The organism is Pseudoalteromonas sp. SIMBA_162, from assembly GCF_046535955.1.
GTDB lineage: Bacteria > Pseudomonadota > Gammaproteobacteria > Enterobacterales > Alteromonadaceae > Pseudoalteromonas > Pseudoalteromonas marina.
In genome coordinates this window covers 1-16,793 of sequence record NZ_JAWJBQ010000033.1, presented here as the reverse complement: position 1 = coordinate 16,793, position 16,793 = coordinate 1, and the positions used below count along the sequence as shown (strand labels likewise).

The window sequence follows — 16,793 nt, the reverse complement described above, 5'->3', positions numbered from 1 at the left end:
GTTAGTTATAGTTAACTCACTGGCTAAGCAATTACACGACAGCCAACCACAACCAACCCAACAGTTAAGGTGATGATTATGACTAAAGTAAATACACTTTCAAAATTAGTACTTATTTGTGGCTTAGCAACAGCCACACTCGGTGCAGGTAGCGTACTAGCTAAAGGCGGTATGCATGATCGACAAGGGCATTCTTCAGCGCGTTTTTTACTTTCTGAACGCGGCGCCGAAAAACTTGATTTAACGCAAGATCAGCAAACTAAGCTAAAAGCTATTTTTGAAGCACAAAAAACACAAATGAAAGCCTTACGAGGCGACGATAAAGAAGCACGTAAATCAATGCGTGAAGCGCACAAAGCAAAAATGGACGTACTACTATCAGCTGCAACATTTGACGAAAATGCAGCAAAAGAGCTTTTAAGTGAGCGCCAAAGTAAAGGTGAAGAGTTTGCCTTAATTAAGCTAAAAACGCAGCATCAAGTAATGCAGTTGCTTAACGCAGAGCAAAAAGAAAAGTTTGCTAAAATTCAAAAGCGTAAAAGTAAAAAGCAGCGTAAGCAAAAAAGCTAACTTACCGTGAGGTTAACTTTTAAGTGAGTACTAAAAAGCCAGCATTTAGCTGGCTTTTGTTTATTTAAAAACTAGATGACGTTACTTAAAAAAGTCATCTTCGTTTTTAGCCATCATGGCTTCTATGTCTTCAATCATGTCTTGGTTTATTTGATCAGCCGATGTGATTGGCGCTGAAATTTTATTGTTTTCAAATGACCACTCACCCAGATCAATGAGCTGGCAACGCTTAGAACAAAATGGGCGGTGAGGACTTTGCTCAGACCACTCAACATTTGTTTTACAGGTTGGACAATTTACAACAGTAGGCATGTTTTACTCTCAACAGGTTACTCATTAGCGCTTGCTGTACTTGAAGTAAGCAAAGCGCTAAATAGTTTTACATATTAGTTACGCGGTTTATTTCAGCAAGTGACGTTAAACCATCAGCGGCTTTACGTAAACCCGACAGGCGTAAATTATTAAAACCAGCTTTTAATGATACCTCAGCGATTTCTAGTGAGTTACCGCCGCGCATGATTATTTGTGCAATTTCTGGTGTGATTTGCATAACTTCGTAAATACCTACACGGCCTTTGTAACCATCGGTACAGCCATCACAGCCTTTAGGTGCATATAGAGTCATATCTTCAATTTGCGCTGTGCTAAATCCTTGGCGAGAGAGCTCTTCGCTTGGCAATTGTTCTGCCGTTTTACATTTAGGGCATAAACGACGTGCTAATCGCTGTGCAATAATTAAACTAATTGAGCTGGCTACGTTATAGGCGGGTACGCCCATATTTAATAGTCGGGTGATGGTTTCTGGCGCTGAATTGGTATGTAACGTAGATAAAACCAAGTGACCTGTTTGCGCCGCTTTTATTGAAATTTCTGCGGTTTCAAGGTCACGTATTTCACCTACCATAACCACATCGGGATCTTGACGTAAAAACGCACGTAATGCATTAGCAAAGGTCATATCGGCTTTAGGGTTAATCTGTACTTGGTTTATCCCTTCGAGGTTTATCTCAACTGGATCCTCAGCGGTACTAATGTTTCGCTCAGGTTGGTTTAATATGTTTAAACCCGTATAAAGCGATACCGTTTTACCTGACCCGGTAGGGCCTGTAACGAGTATCATGCCTTGTGGTTGACCAAGCGCATCCATGTATAGCTTTTTCTGCTCTTCTTCATAACCAAGTACATCAATACCTAGCATAGCGCTTGATGAATCAAGAATACGCATTACTATTTTTTCGCCCCACAGCGTGGGCATAGTACTGACACGAAAGTCGATACTTTTTCGTTCAGTAATTTTTAATTTAATTCGGCCATCTTGTGGTTTACGCTTTTCGGCAATATCAAGTCGCGACATTACTTTAATACGAGCAGAAAGCTTGGTTGCTAATGTATTAGGCGGGCTTGCCACTTCGTGCAAGATACCATCAATACGAAAACGAATGCGGTACTTATGCTCGTAAGGTTCAAAATGTAGATCTGATGCGCCTTTTTTTATCGCGTCCATTAAAATTTTATTAATGTACACAATAATTGGTGCATCGTCTTTATCATCATCTTGCGGTGCTGATTCTTTTTGGCTTTCTGTGTCTAGGTCGGCAAATTCTTTAAACTCATCGTCGCTTAGATTTAGGCTGCCGGTTGCATCTAGCAATTGCTCAATTTTATTATCGAGCTGAATGTAATCTACGACGACTATTTCGCATGAAAGGCCAGTACTAAATTCAAAGTTTTCGAAGGCGCCATAATCGGTTGGATCAGAGGCTGCCACATACACTTTTCGGCCTTTTTGTACCAACGGTAAAATATGGTGTTTGCGGATCAGTTTTTCTTTTACAAGATCGGCAGGAATAGACGCAGGATCAAAGTCTTTTAAATCAAAATAGGGAACACGAAACAAATCAATACATTGCTCTGCTAACTCTTTACTGTCTATTTTTCCACATTTAGAAATCAGTTCAGCGGTTGAGGCAAACTCTTGCTGCTTTGCTTTTACCGTATCGGCATCAATACGCCCAAGCGTAAGAAACTTTCTTAATAACGGTGAGTTAATATTCATTGCGCACCTTTTTAATCCTTCAGAGAGAGTAATTTATCAGAAAAAAGAAGGGGATTAAATTACTCTTCACAATCTAGGCTAAATTTATTAATTAATATAGGAGATTAGTTTGTTTTGACTCGGTTTTACAATTTAAGTTGCTTGCATTTGTGCCTTGTGCAGATAACGTTTATGCAGCGTTAATAAGTCGTGGTTAACGTCGCTAAGTGCACGGTCGTTATTTAAAATATCATCTGCTTTTTTTTGTTTATCTTCGCGTGACATCTGCGCTGCAATAATCGCTTTTACTTGCTCAACACTTACATTATCACGCGAAGCTGTGCGCTCTATTTGTACACTTTGAGGTATATCAATCAGCAGCGTTCGATTACACAATTTATCTAGGCCGTTTTCAAACAAAAGTGGTGCTACAAGTACTACATATGGGCTTTTTGCGGCAGTAAGGTCGTTATGTATTTTGTTTCTAATGAGTGGATGCAATAAATTATTTAGCCACTCTTTGTCGGCAGTATTAGTAAAAATGCGTTCACGTAAAGCGCTTCTGTTTAGTGTGCCATCGCGTAATAAAATACTTTGCCCAAATTTGCTTACAATAGCATTTAAACCATCGCTTTTAGGCTTTACGACTTGGCGCGCAATAATGTCGGCGTCAACTATTGTAATGCCAAGCTGCTCAAGCATATTACTTACAGCTGTTTTGCCACAGCCTATACCGCCTGTTAAGCCAAGAACCCAAGGTGATGTTTTATGTATGGTGTCACTCATTTCAGTCAGCACTCAAGTTAGTACCCAATTAAATTAAAATACACGCTTTGTAAGTGGTTACCCCACAGTAACGTGATCCACCCGGCTATTGCTAAGTAAGGACCAAATGGAATGGGCGTTGCCTTATCTTTACCTTGAATACTTAATAAAGCGATACCAATAATGGCGCCAACAACACTTGAAAGCAGTATTATAGTGAGTAACGATTGCCAGCCTAGCAGAGCACCAAATAACGCTAACAGTTTAAAGTCGCCATAGCCCATGCCTTCTTTGCCTGTTAGCAATTTAAATAACCAAAAAACACTCCATAAGCTTAAATAACCAAAGGCTGCCCCTATAATGGCATCACTTGGCGTAATTGTAATTCCGGCAACGGCGGCAATAAGTGCCAGCCAAACAAGCGGTAAAGTGAGCTGATCGGGCAGTAACATGTGGTCTATATCAATAAAGGTCAGTGCCACAAGTGCCCACGTGATCACTATGTATAATAATGCTTGTTCTGTTGCGCCAAAGGTATAAGCAATTACTAAGCTTAATAGAGCGGTAATGGCCTCAATAGCAGGGTATCGAATAGAGATTGGGTGACTACAACTTGCGCATTTACCTTTAAGTAATAACCAGCTAATGATAGGAATATTTTGCCAAGGCTTAATGGCCGTTTTGCATTTAGGGCAGGTAGAGTTGGGTTTTACTAAGTTAAAAGGCTCACTGGTATTGGCTTGTGTAGGTTTGTTTGTTACTTCATCTTCTAGTAGTAGCCTACACTCGCTTTGCCATTCACGTTGCATTATAAGCGGCAAACGGTAAATAACTACGTTTAAAAAACTACCCACACATAAACTAACTAAGCCAACGGTAGTTAAATAAAACCACAGTTGGCTTTGCATTACTTCAATAATACTTTGCATATATACCTGAAAATTTGTCTAAAAAAAGTCTAAAAAAGCCTAAAAATTAAGTGAGATAATTATCACAAAGAGAAGTTAAAGAAAGCAAATGAGAAGACTAAACCGCCAACCTTATAAAAATAAGGCGTTCTTTAATTTCTGTAAAATTTTTTATTAATTAAACAACAGAACCTAATTGGAAAATAGGTAAATACATAGCAATAATTAATCCACCCACAAGTACACCAAGTACCGCCATAATAAGTGGTTCTAACAGGCTTGAAAGGCCATCAACCGCATCATCAACTTCTTGCTCGTAAATAGTCGCTACTTTTGCCAGCATGCCATCTAACGAGCCAGACTCTTCACCAATGGCAACCATTTGAATTACCATATCAGGGAATATTTTAGAGTTACGCATGGCCCAGTTCATTTGGTTACCCGAGCTAACTTCGGCTTTTATATCTAAAATAGCATAACGGTAAACTGCATTACCCGAGGCGCCAGCGGCAGAGTCGAGAGCATCAACAAGTGGTACACCGGCTGCAAAAGTGGTTGAAAGTGTACGAGCATAACGTGCAACCGCAGCTTTATTTAAAATCATACCAATGATAGGGAGTTTTAATATGGCTCTATCGGTTGCATCTCTGAGTTTTAAGCTTCTAAGGCTTGCCTCTTTAAAAACCCAACCACTGATTACTACTATAATTAATGCAACCCACCAATACTCTTGCATAAACTCAGATATTCCAATGACAAATAATGTAAAGGCAGGGAGTTCAGCACCAAAGCCATTAAAAATATCTTGAAACTGAGGCACTACAAATATTAAAAGTATTGAAGTAACTATAAGCGCAACGAGTAATACTGCTATAGGGTAAAACATGGCTTTTTTAATTTTTGATTTAAGCGCTTCTGATTTTTCTTTGTATAAAGCAACACGGTCAAAAATCTTATCAAGTGCACCTGATTGCTCGCCCGACGCCACTAAATCACAATATAAGTCATCAAAATAACGAGGGTGCTTTCTTAGCGCTTGGTTAAGTGGTTGCCCTGCTTTGACTTCATCGCCAATGGTTTCCATTAATTTAGCTACACTTTTGTTGCTAGAGCCAGAACCAATCATTTCAATAGCTTGAATAAGTGGGACGCCTGCCATTAACATGGTAGCTATTTGGCGTGTAACTAAAGCTATATCCTTCGGGATGATTTTTTGAACGCTCTGAATACCAAATAGAGGTTTTGGTTTTCGTTTTACTTTTGAAGGAGTAATACCTTGCTTGCGCAATTGTGCTTTTACCAATGCAATACTGCTGCTTGTAAGCTCACCTTCGAGTTTTTTTCCTCGAGCGCTTACTCCTATCCATTGGAATGTATCTAGATTATTTGTTTTTTTCATGAATTATCAAATAAAAAAGGGCTAATCAGCCCTTTTTTTAATTGTTTATTAACAAAGGTTAGAAATTCTTGTCTGCTCAGAACATGTACCGCTTACTGTGAATACATATGTTGAAGGTGCTGGTAATGCAGGGTCGATCACAGGTGGTGTTAGTATATATGTATACCCACCAGCTGAGGCTGTTGCAGTAGCTGTAATCGCACCTGAAGCTGCCGTAATGGTAACACTGGCTAGGTTATCGTTAGCTGCTGGTGCAGCTATTCCTAAAAGGTCGTAAGTACTGCAAGCGGCTACGCTGTTATTGTTTTCTTGAAGGCACTGCGCCATCGTGAATTTAACTGATGCAGCAGACGTTTTAACTTCTGAAAAACGCGCTTTTAGAGTATAATCTTGATACGCAGGTAACGCTACCGCTGCAAGAATACCGATGATTGCTACTACAATCATTAATTCAATTAGGGTGAAACCCTGTTGTTTTTGAGTCATTGTTTTCATGTTTCCTCTCCTAAAGGATAGATTGTGTAAGTTAAATCACTTAATTGGCAAAATACCGAACTTAATTTAACTGATTTACTTTACAGCTTTGCTTAAAATAAACTTTTGCGCTATTCACATTTTGTTGTGGGGTTAGCGCTATATTTACACTATAGCTTTAGAGTTTGAAACACAAAAGCTAGGCGTGAATTCACTATGTTTTATACTTAACTGGCTGCTTATAGGCTGGATACAAATAATTGCTACCAGCAGCTAATAAAAAGTGTAGTCATAAGTAACTTGGATTGCTTGTTAGGATGAGCTTAAAAATCAAGCATCTAATTATTTATGATGAGCTTTTATAATAAAACAATACAAGTGTATCATTTTATTTTAGTTGTTAGCACGCTACTTTTCCTAAAACAGCTAATTAATTTAACAAATTGTTACAATTAGTTGTTTTTAACTATTAAATTACTTTTGTTTTAACTTGTCAACGCTTTAGCATTTATTAAATGTAGAACTAAATTATTACTTTGGCCATACATCATTCAAAACGCATCGACAAATCGATTGATTGTAAGTTTTTTGTTAATGCACCACTAGATATAAAGTCAACTCCGGCTTGAGAATACGTTTTGAGTGTTGCTAACGTCATATTGCCAGACACTTCTAATTTAGCGCGCTTGTTAGTTAAGATTACGGCTTGCTTAATTTGTTCAACGCTAAAGTTATCAAGCATGATTATATCGGCGCCAGCGTCTATGGCTTGTTTTAGCTCTTGCAGCGATTCAACCTCAACTTCAACCGGTTTGCTTGGGTGGTTTAGTTTTGCCTGAGCAACGGCTTTTTCAATACCTCCGCAGGCTGCTATGTGGTTTTCTTTTATTAAAAACGCATCAAACAACCCAATACGGTGGTTTGCGCCACCGCCGCATTTTACTGCATATTTTTGTAAGGCTCTTAGCCCTGGAATCGTTTTGCGGGTATCGAGTAATTGTGTAGTTGTACCACTAAGCTCTTTTACATAATGCGCTGTGGTTGTTGCTGTGCCAGAAAGCGTTTGTACAAAGTTAAGTGCGGTGCGCTCTGCGGTTAAAATTGCGCGGGCGGACCCTTTTGCTGTAAATAATGTGCTGTTGGCAGTGACAACGTCGCCATCGTTTACCAGTACTGATAACTGCACTGTTGGGTCTACTTGCTTGAACACTTCAATAATGATGTCTTTTCCACAAAATATGCAGTCTTCACGGGTTATCACTTTGGCACTTGCTTGCTCGTTTTGTGGGATAAGCTGAGCGGTAATATCTCCATCGGCTGCGGTTTGGTAGTTTAAGTCTTCGTCGAGCGCAAGGGTAACAAGTTGACTAAGTAAAGTGTGCGAAATAGACATGGCTAAAAGCTCATAAGCATTAATAAATTAAAGAAAATTTTACTATGTTTAAATAATGAATAGAAGCGCTTTTAATTATTAGAGCATAGCAGAGAGCTTTAATATTAAAATATAAGCAGCTTATAATTCCCTACCTACCTAGGTGAGGCTTGGTTACTATCATTATTTTTATAAATCCTTTAGCATCAAGGTTATGAATAGTTTGGTATAAATGTAATGGCAATTGATTTAAATGGAGTGTTATTAGCGGCGCAACAGCGCGCATGCACGCACTATGATGAGCGCCCAGAACACACAGATATTACCTTGTTGGTCATTCATAATATTTCACTCCCCGCAGGGCAGTTTGGTACCCCCTTTGTGGATGATTTATTTATGGGGTGCATTGATTGTAATGCCCATACAAGTTTTAGTGATTTAAAAGGGCTGCGCGTATCAGCTCATTGCTTTATAAAACGCACTGGTGAGGTTATTCAATACGTGCCATTTGACAAGCGTGCTTGGCATGCCGGCGTATCAGAATATGAAGGACAAACTGCGTGCAATAATTATAGTATTGGTATTGAGCTTGAAGGCACCGATACAGCTGCTTATACTCGCACTCAGTACGCCTCGTTATGTAATTTAAGTAGATCTATAATGCAGCGCTACCCCAAAATTACCTCTTCGCGTATTGTGGGGCACTGCGATATTGCACCCGGTCGCAAAACAGACCCCGGCAGTAGTTTTAACTGGCCATTATTTTTAAACATGCTTGAGCAACCAAGTTGAGAGAGTCACTATCATGATTTTAGTTTCTATTATTTTAGCGTTAATTTTAGAGCGTTTAGGGGCGCGAGCTAACTATTGGCAAATAAGCTATTACGCTAATGGCTATTTAAAACGCTCCAACCGCTTACTTGCCAGTAACGGTTTGTTTAGTTCGGCAATGGGTTTTTTAATTTGGCTATTTTTACCCGCAGTTGCTATGGCGTGTATTTACAACTTGTCGGAATTTGTTTTGTGGGAGTTGGCCATTAATATTGCTGTTTTACTTGTTTGCTTTGGTTGTGCTAAGCAACGTGCTTTATATAAAGCATATTTAAACGCACTTACACGCGATGATGGTACTGCGGCGTCTTTATATGCATTGCAAATGGGGCAAAAACGTACTGAAGATCAAAAAGGCGGTGAAACCTTTGGGCAAACACTTGCTTGGGTAAATTTTAGGTTTTACTGTGCAGTTATTTTTTGGTTTGTTGTTTTAGGTGCGCCGGGTGCTGTTTTATATGCTCTTGTACGTACCTTTGCCGATTTAGTACGAGATAACCACAAAGTGATATTTGCTAAACATTTTAAGTTAATACATAAATTACTGTTTTGGTTAGATTGGTTACCGGCACGTATAGCGAGTTTTGGTTACTTAGTAATTGGTAACTTTAATAAAGGAACGAGCTGCTGGTTACACTACGCGCTTGATTTTTCAAGCCCTAACCGAAAGGTCGTCACTTATACTGCGCTTGCAGCAGAGCAAGTAGAAAAGCGTTATTACGGTTGCACTTACGAGGCAACGTGTATGATTAAGTTAGTTAAGCGTAATGTACTCTTTTATTTAGTTTTAATTGCATTACTTACTTTGTTTGGAGGCTTGTCTTAACACCTTATTTATTTTTACAGCCTATTTAAAGGCAAAGCACTTATTTACGCTAAAGTGCTTTGCTTTTGGCCTCCTTGCCTATTTAAAACACTTTAAACATAGCGATTAACTCCTCCTTTAAAATAGAGTTAAAACTCTAAATTTATCTGGTCAGACCATTTGGATGGCCAGCTTACTAGCCTCTCAAAACTAAGCTATATTGTGTATTGTTTGATCTTCGTTAAAAATGCGTTACGCTAATATTCCCGTACAAGTAACCTGTAAATTGACAGCTATATGGGTTTTTGATAACGTATTGCAAATTCTTGGTATGACCAATTTACCTTTTGGGTAAATCTTATAACTTTAAGCTCCAGTTTTAGGGGTGGTATTTATACAACGCGGACGTTGATTCATGTCTTTAAAGATTAAAGCAGCAAAACTATCTGATGTTATTTTACAGCAACTTGAGAATATGATTCTTGAGGGATCGTTAGCACCAGGAGAAAAGCTGCCTCCAGAGCGTGAACTAGCAAAACAGTTTGAAGTGTCTCGTCCTTCGCTGCGCGAGGCCATTCAAAAGCTAGAAGCAAAAGGGCTAGTTACGCGTCGTCAAGGCGGCGGTACGTTTGTAAAAAATCAGCTGGAAGAAGGGTTAACTGATCCGTTGTTTGAACTGATAAGTAAACACCCTGAGTCACAATTTGATTTGCTTGAATTTCGTCATGCTTTAGAAGGTATTGCTGCTTACTACGCAGCACTGCGAGGTACAAGTAACGATTTTACTAAAGTAAAACAAAGCTTTGATAAAATTGCGCTTTCGCATGATGACCTACAGCAAAAAGCAAAAGCAATTAATGCCTTTCATTTTAGTGTGGCTGAGGCCTCACATAATGTTGTGTTATTGCACTTGGTGAGAGGTATGCAGGCGCTGCTTGAGCAAAACGTATTGCAAAATTTAACGGTTTTACTAGAAAAACCTGATATTAGCAGTCAGTTAGCCGAGCACAGGCGTTTGTTAATGGATGCGGTTATTGACGGCAATCCAGAACAAGCTCGTTTAGCAAGTAATGCGCATTTAGCGTTTATTGAAGAAGCATTACTTGAAGCGGGCAAAGAATATTCGCGAATTGAACGTAGTTTAAGACGCACAAAACAAAATTAAGCTAATACTCTATTACTTGAACACACTAACTTAAGTATCAGTTGTATTAAATTAACAACATTCGTATTTTAAACATAAGGAAACCTCCATATGTCTGAAGTCAATAAAATTGACGTAGACGCGCTAGAAACACAAGAGTGGTTACAAGCTCTTGAATCAGTTGTGCGTGAAGAAGGTGTTGAACGAGCTCAGTACTTACTTGAGCAAGTATTAGAGCAAGCCCGCTTAGACGGCGTTGATATGCCAACGGGTATTACCACGAACTACGTTAATACTATTCCTGTAGATCAAGAACCTGCTTATCCAGGTGATGTGAACCTTGAACGCCGTATTCGTTCAATTATTCGTTGGAACGCGATTATGATCGTTCTGCGTGCATCTAAAAAAGATCTCGACTTAGGCGGCCATATGGCGTCTTACCAATCGTCAGCAGCATTTTATGAAGTGTGTTTTAACCACTTTTTTAAAGCGCCAAACGAGGTAGATGGTGGTGACTTAGTTTATTACCAAGGTCATATTTCTCCGGGTATTTACGCGCGTGCATTTGTTGAAGGCCGTTTAAGCGCAGCTCAACTAGATAACTTCCGCCAAGAAGTTGATGGTAAAGGTTTACCGTCGTACCCACACCCTAAATTAATGCCTGAATTTTGGCAGTTCCCTACAGTATCAATGGGTTTAGGTCCAATTGCATCTATTTACCAAGCGCGTTTCTTAAAATACCTAGACGGCCGTGGCTTAAAAGACACTAAAAACCAACGTGTATACGCGTTTTTAGGTGATGGTGAAATGGATGAGCCAGAATCACGCGGCGCAATCTCTTTTGCTGCACGTGAAAAGCTAGACAACCTATGTTACTTAATTAACTGTAACTTACAGCGTCTAGATGGCCCAGTAATGGGTAATGGCAAAATTATTCAAGAACTTGAAGGCCTATTTAAAGGCGCAGGTTGGAACGTAATTAAAGTTGTATGGGGAAGCGGTTGGGATATTCTGCTAGCTAAAGATACAACAGGTAAATTACTACAATTGATGAACGAAACAATTGACGGTGATTACCAAACATATAAAGCAAAAGATGGCGCGTACGTTCGTGAGCATTTCTTTGGTCGTTACCCAGAAACAGCAGCCCTTGTTGCTGATATGACGGATGACGAAATTTTTGCGCTTAAGCGTGGTGGTCATGAACCATCAAAACTTTATGCTGCATTTAAAAAGGCCGAGCAAACTAACGACCGTCCTACTGTGATACTTGCTAAAACTGTAAAAGGTTACGGCATGGGTGAAGCAGCTGAAGGTAAAAACATTGCGCACCAAGTGAAAAAAATGGACATGAGTCATGTTGAACACTTACGTGACCGTTTAGGCCTACAAGATTTAGTCTCTGAAGAAGCAATAAAAGAGTTACCATACTTAGAGCTTGATGAAAGCTCTGAAGAGTACAAGTACTTACACGCTCGTCGTAAAGACTTAGAAGGTTATACACCAACACGTATAGCTAAGTTTTCTGAAAAATTACAGTTGCCAGAAGTAGCAGCATTTAAGCCACTACTTGAAGAGCAAAAACGTGATATTTCAACCACAATGGGCTTTGTTCGTGCTCTTAATATTTTATTGAAAGACAAAGGTATTGGTAAAAACATTGTACCAATTATTGCCGATGAAGCGCGTACCTTTGGTATGGAAGGTTTATTCCGTCAAATTGGTATTTACAACCCACATGGCCAAAACTACACCCCTCAAGACCGTGATATTGTTTCTTATTATAAAGAAGCTACATCAGGGCAAGTACTTCAAGAGGGTATTAATGAGTTAGGTGCAATGTCGTCATGGGTTGCTGCTGCAACATCATACAGCACGAATGATTTACCAATGATCCCATTCTACATTTACTACTCTATGTTTGGTTTCCAACGTGTTGGTGACATGGCATGGATGGCGGGAGACCAACAAGCACGTGGTTTCTTATTAGGTGCTACGGCTGGTCGTACTACGCTAAATGGTGAAGGTTTACAGCACGAAGATGGTCACAGCCATATTCTTGCAAATACGGTTCCTAACTGTATTTCTTACGACCCGACTTACGCATTTGAAGTTGCCGTAATTGTACAAGATGGTATTCGTCGTATGTACGGTGACGACCAAGAAAATATTTACTACTACCTAACGCTAATGAACGAAAACTACCATCAGCCAGCTATGCCTGAAGGTGCTGAAGAAGGTATTCGTAAAGGTATTTATAAGCTTGAAAGCTACGAAGGTAAAAAAGCCAACGTACAGCTATTAAGCTCAGGTACTATCATGACTGAAGTGCGTAAAGCGGCTGCAATTTTAAGTGATGATTACGGTATTGCATCAGACGTTTACTCTGTAACGTCATTCAATGAGCTTACGCGTGATGGTCAAGATGTTGAGCGTTTCAATATGCTCAACCCAGAAAGCGAGCAAAAAACAGCTTACATCACGAGCGTATTAAACGACTCAGTAACTGTTGCCGCTACCGATTACATGAAAAACTACGCAGAACAAGCGCGTTCATTTATTCCTAGCAGCAACTATAAAGTGTTAGGTACAGATGGTTACGGTCGTTCTGATAGCCGTGAAAACTTACGTCGTCATTTTGAAGTTAACGCAAGCTACGTGGTTGTTGCTACGTTATCTGAACTTGCTAAACGCGGTGAAGTTGAAAAGTCTGTTGTTGTTGACGCGCTTAAGAAATTCGACATCGACACAAATAAACTAAACCCACTGTACGCATAAGAGGTTTGTAATGAGTATTGAAATTAATGTTCCAGATATCGGTGGCGATGACGTAGAAGTAACCGAAATCTTAGTAAGCGTTGGTGACAAAGTAGATGTTGACCAATCTTTACTGACAGTTGAAGGCGACAAAGCCTCAATGGAAGTACCTGCTGCGCAAGCGGGTACCGTAAAAGAAATTAAAGTAAATGTTGGCGATACAGTAACAACGGGCTCTTTAGTATTTATATTTGAAGGCGAAAGCGCAGGTGCTGATTCAGCACCTGAAGCACCCGCTGAATCGGCAGCACCAGCTCGCGCTTCAGGTTCTTCAACTAAAGAAGTAACCGTACCAGATATTGGTGATGACGAAGTTGAGGTAACTGAAATCATGGTTGCTGTTGGCGATACCGTTGAAGAAGAGCAATCTATCTTAAACGTTGAAGGTGACAAAGCGGCTATGGAAGTACCAGCACCGTTTGCTGGTACTGTAAAAGAGATTAAAGTAGCTACTGGCGATACAGTAAAAACAGGTTCATTAGTATTTGTTTTTGAGGTTGCAGGTTCGAGCGCACCAGCATCAGATGCGCCTAAGCAAGAATCTGCGCCAGCAGAGACTGCTCAAAGCGCCGAGCCAAGCACAAAAGAAGTAAACGTCCCTGATATTGGCGACGACGAAGTTGAAGTAACTGAAATCATGGTTGCTGTTGGTGATACCGTTGAAGAAGAGCAATCTATCTTGAACGTTGAAGGCGACAAAGCGGCTATGGAAGTACCCGCGCCATTTGCAGGTACAGTTAAAGAAATCAAAGTAGCAGCGGGCGATAAAGTTAAAACTGGTTCACTTATTTTTGTATTTGAAGTTGCAGGCAGTGCACCTACAAAAGCTTCAGTACCTGCTGAACAAAAGCCAGCGGCGGCACCTGCAAAAACCGAGTCTGCGCCAGCACAGGCTGCACCTGCTGCTAAAGTTAGCAACGAAAGTTTTGAAAACAATAGCGCGTATGCTCATGCATCGCCAGTTGTTCGTCGTTTAGCACGTGAGTTTGGTATTAACTTAGCGAACGTAAAAGGCACGGGTCGTAAAAACCGTGTGGTTAAAGAAGACGTGCAAAACTATGTTAAAAGATTAGTGAAGCAAGTTGAGTCTGGTCAAGTTTCAGCATCAGCAGGTAATGCTGGTGGCAGTGAGCTTGGCTTAATTCCTTGGCCAAAAGTTGATTTTGCTAAATTTGGTGAAATTGAAGAGAAAAAACTGTCTCGCATCCAAAAGCTATCGGGTAAAAACTTACACCGTAACTGGGTACAAATACCGCATGTTACACAGTTTGACGAAGCGGATATCACAAGCCTTGAAGTATTCCGTAAAGAACAAAACGTGTTAAGCGAGAAGAAAAAGCTTGGCGTTAAGATCACACCACTTGTGTTTGTGATGAAAGCCGCGGCTAAAGTACTTGCTGAGTTCCCAACGTTTAACTCGTCGCTGTCTGAAGATGGTGAAAGCTTGATTCTTAAAAAGTACATTAATATTGGTGTGGCAGTAGATACGCCTAATGGCTTGGTTGTTCCAGTATTTAAAGATGTGGACAAAAAAGGCATTATTGAACTATCTCGCGAGCTGATGGATATTTCTAAAAAGGCGCGTGAAGGTAAGTTAACGTCATCTGATATGCAAGGCGGCTGTTTTACTATTTCAAGTTTAGGCGGTATTGGCGGTACGGCATTTACGCCGATTGTTAATGCACCAGAGGTTGCAATTTTAGGTGTATCTAAATCTGAAATGAAACCTAAGTGGAACGGTAAAGACTTTGAGCCTAAATTAATGGTTCCGTTGTCTATGTCATACGATCACCGTGTGATTGACGGTGCTCTAGCTGCACGCTTTACCGCAACGCTTGCTAGCTACATGAGCGACATACGTCAATTAGTGATGTAATCGCTACAATATGAACAAAATCAAATCCCAGCCAGTTGTTTTTAGCTGGGATTTTTACTATATGCAATGATACAATCTTTGCACTATTTGTGAATTGCTCTGATTTTCTGCCCATGCAGAAACATGGCAGTTAAATTTTAGGGCAGTGTCCCGTTCAAACAATTAAGGTAATAGCATGAGCAACGAATTAAAAACTCAAGTTGTTGTACTAGGCGGTGGTCCTGGTGGTTACTCTGCGGCTTTCCGTGCTGCTGACTTGGGCTTAGAAGTTACATTAGTAGAATCGCGTGAAACATTAGGCGGCGTATGTCTTAATGTGGGTTGTATTCCTTCAAAAGCACTTTTACACGTAGCTAAAGTAATTGATGACGCTGCAGAAATGTCATCTCATGGTGTTACTTTTGGTGCACCGCAAATTGACTTAGACAAAATCCGTTCTTGGAAAGAGTCTGTTGTTGGTCAGCTTACGGGCGGCTTAGACGGCATGGCTAAAATGCGTAAAGTTAAAGTTGTACCAGGCTATGGTAAATTTACTGGTAGCAACACTTTAGCTGTTGAAGGTGCTGACGGTACAACTACTATCACATTCGACAATGCTATTATTGCCGCAGGTTCAAAACCAGTTAATTTACCTTTTATCCCAGAAGATGACCGTGTAATTGACTCAACTGGCGCATTAGAGCTTAAAGATATTCCTGAAAAACTACTTGTTTTAGGCGGTGGTATCATCGGTCTTGAAATGGGTACTGTTTACCGCGCATTAGGTTCTGCAATTGATGTAGTAGAATTTGCTGATCAATTAGTTCCTGCAGCTGATAAAGATATTATCAAAATTTACCAAAAATACGTAAGCGATAAGTTTAACGTTATGCTTTCAACTAAAGTTGTTGCTGTTGAAGCGAAAGACGATGGCTTATACGTTACATTTGAAGGTAAAAATGCACCAGCTGAGCCAGTACGTTACGACAAAGTACTTGTTGCAGTAGGTCGTACGCCTAACGGTAATTTACTTGATGCTGAAAAAGCAGGCGTAAATGTAGATGAGCGTGGTTTTATTAACGTTGATAAACAGTTACGTACTAATGTAAGCAATATTTTTGCAATTGGTGACTTAGTTGGCCAGCCTATGCTTGCGCATAAAGCGGTTCATGAAGGTCATGTTGCTGCAGAAGTTATCTCTGGTCAGAAGCACTTCTTCGACCCTAAATGTATTCCTTCAATTGCCTACACTGACCCAGAAATTGCATGGGTAGGTGTTACTGAGAAAGAAGCTAAAGAGCAAGGTTTAAGCATTGAAACTGCGGTATTCCCGTGGGCTGCTTCAGGTCGTGCAATTGCGTCTTCTCGTACTGAGGGTTCTACTAAGCTTATCTTTGATAAAGAAAGTGGCCGTATAATTGGTGGTGCTATGATTGGTATTAACGCGGGCGAAATGCTTGGCGAAATCGGTTTAGGTATTGAAATGGGTGCAGATGGTGAAGACTTAGCACTTACTATTCATGCTCACCCAACATTGAACGAATCAATTGGCCTTGCAGCTGAAATTTTTGAAGGTTCAATCACTGATTTACCAAACAAAAAAGCAGTTAAAAAGAAGAAGTAAGTTCTTTTAACTAGCAACGCTTTTTTAAAACCCAAGCTTCGGCTTGGGTTTTTTGTTTTATAGCTGTTAATCCAAACATAAACAAAACTTGCTTTAATAAAATGCCATTTTATTTTGAGCTGATAGCTGATAGCTGATAGCTGATAGCTGATAGCTGATAGCTGATAGCTGATAGCTGATAGCTGATAGCTGAT

At 40.0% G+C, this 16,793-nt stretch carries 14 protein-coding genes; 7 read left to right on the top strand and 7 right to left on the bottom strand.

The window, feature by feature from the left end:
* The first annotated feature begins 78 nt into the window (after positions 1-78).
* Positions 79-570 carry a Spy/CpxP family protein refolding chaperone gene (locus R0J88_RS17580; RefSeq protein WP_410900562.1) on the top strand — a complete coding sequence of 164 codons (492 nt, stop codon included), beginning with the start codon at positions 79-81 and terminating at the stop codon, positions 568-570.
* An 81-nt stretch (positions 571-651) separates the two neighbouring features.
* Here the strand turns inward: R0J88_RS17580 and yacG are convergent, their stop codons facing one another.
* The 7 genes from yacG to nadC all read right to left on the bottom strand — a co-directional run bounded on the left by yacG (position 652) and on the right by nadC (position 7,544).
* Positions 652-882: a DNA gyrase inhibitor YacG gene (gene yacG, locus R0J88_RS17575; RefSeq protein WP_006794561.1), complete on the bottom strand. Its 231-nt coding sequence runs from the start codon at positions 880-882 to the stop codon at positions 652-654.
* Between the two features lie 67 nt (positions 883-949).
* On the bottom strand, positions 950-2,626 hold the full coding sequence (pilB, locus tag R0J88_RS17570; protein ID WP_305400999.1) for a type IV-A pilus assembly ATPase PilB: 1,677 nt from the start codon (positions 2,624-2,626) through the stop codon (positions 950-952).
* A gap of 132 nt (positions 2,627-2,758) precedes the next feature.
* The gene (gene coaE / locus R0J88_RS17565; RefSeq protein WP_410900561.1) at positions 2,759-3,391 is read right to left on the bottom strand and encodes a dephospho-CoA kinase; all 633 of its coding nucleotides are present in this window, start codon (positions 3,389-3,391) and stop codon (positions 2,759-2,761) included.
* A gap of 17 nt (positions 3,392-3,408) precedes the next feature.
* Entirely contained in the window at positions 3,409-4,299 is an 891-nt protein-coding gene (locus tag R0J88_RS17560; RefSeq protein ID WP_410900560.1) for a prepilin peptidase, read from the bottom strand.
* Between the two features lie 157 nt (positions 4,300-4,456).
* On the bottom strand, positions 4,457-5,677 hold the full coding sequence (locus R0J88_RS17555; RefSeq protein WP_410900559.1) for a type II secretion system F family protein: 1,221 nt from the start codon (positions 5,675-5,677) through the stop codon (positions 4,457-4,459).
* A 48-nt stretch (positions 5,678-5,725) separates the two neighbouring features.
* Positions 5,726-6,172, bottom strand: coding sequence for a pilin (locus R0J88_RS17550; RefSeq protein ID WP_410900558.1), 447 nt, complete (start codon positions 6,170-6,172; stop codon positions 5,726-5,728).
* 526 nt (positions 6,173-6,698) lie between these two features.
* Complete coding sequence (gene nadC, locus R0J88_RS17545) at positions 6,699-7,544, bottom strand: carboxylating nicotinate-nucleotide diphosphorylase (protein ID WP_410900557.1); 846 nt, start codon at positions 7,542-7,544, stop codon at positions 6,699-6,701.
* A gap of 216 nt (positions 7,545-7,760) precedes the next feature.
* Between nadC and ampD the strand changes: the two genes are divergently transcribed.
* The 6 genes from ampD to lpdA all read left to right on the top strand — a co-directional run bounded on the left by ampD (position 7,761) and on the right by lpdA (position 16,599).
* Positions 7,761-8,315 carry a 1,6-anhydro-N-acetylmuramyl-L-alanine amidase AmpD gene (ampD, locus tag R0J88_RS17540; protein WP_410900556.1) on the top strand — a complete coding sequence of 185 codons (555 nt, stop codon included), beginning with the start codon at positions 7,761-7,763 and terminating at the stop codon, positions 8,313-8,315.
* Between the two features lie 13 nt (positions 8,316-8,328).
* The gene (gene ampE, locus R0J88_RS17535; RefSeq protein ID WP_410900555.1) at positions 8,329-9,180 is read left to right on the top strand and encodes a beta-lactamase regulator AmpE; all 852 of its coding nucleotides are present in this window, start codon (positions 8,329-8,331) and stop codon (positions 9,178-9,180) included.
* 394 nt (positions 9,181-9,574) lie between these two features.
* Complete coding sequence (gene pdhR / locus R0J88_RS17530; protein ID WP_006794551.1) at positions 9,575-10,324, top strand: pyruvate dehydrogenase complex transcriptional repressor PdhR; 750 nt, start codon at positions 9,575-9,577, stop codon at positions 10,322-10,324.
* A 90-nt stretch (positions 10,325-10,414) separates the two neighbouring features.
* Positions 10,415-13,081 (top strand): pyruvate dehydrogenase (acetyl-transferring), homodimeric type, encoded by a 2,667-nt coding sequence (gene aceE / locus R0J88_RS17525; protein WP_410900554.1) that lies wholly within the window; start codon positions 10,415-10,417, stop codon positions 13,079-13,081.
* Positions 13,082-13,091: 10 nt separating this feature from the next.
* Positions 13,092-14,996 (top strand): pyruvate dehydrogenase complex dihydrolipoyllysine-residue acetyltransferase, encoded by a 1,905-nt coding sequence (gene aceF, locus R0J88_RS17520; RefSeq protein ID WP_410900553.1) that lies wholly within the window; start codon positions 13,092-13,094, stop codon positions 14,994-14,996.
* Positions 14,997-15,171: 175 nt separating this feature from the next.
* Complete coding sequence (gene lpdA, locus R0J88_RS17515) at positions 15,172-16,599, top strand: dihydrolipoyl dehydrogenase (RefSeq protein WP_006794548.1); 1,428 nt, start codon at positions 15,172-15,174, stop codon at positions 16,597-16,599.
* Positions 16,600-16,793 lie beyond the last annotated feature (194 nt).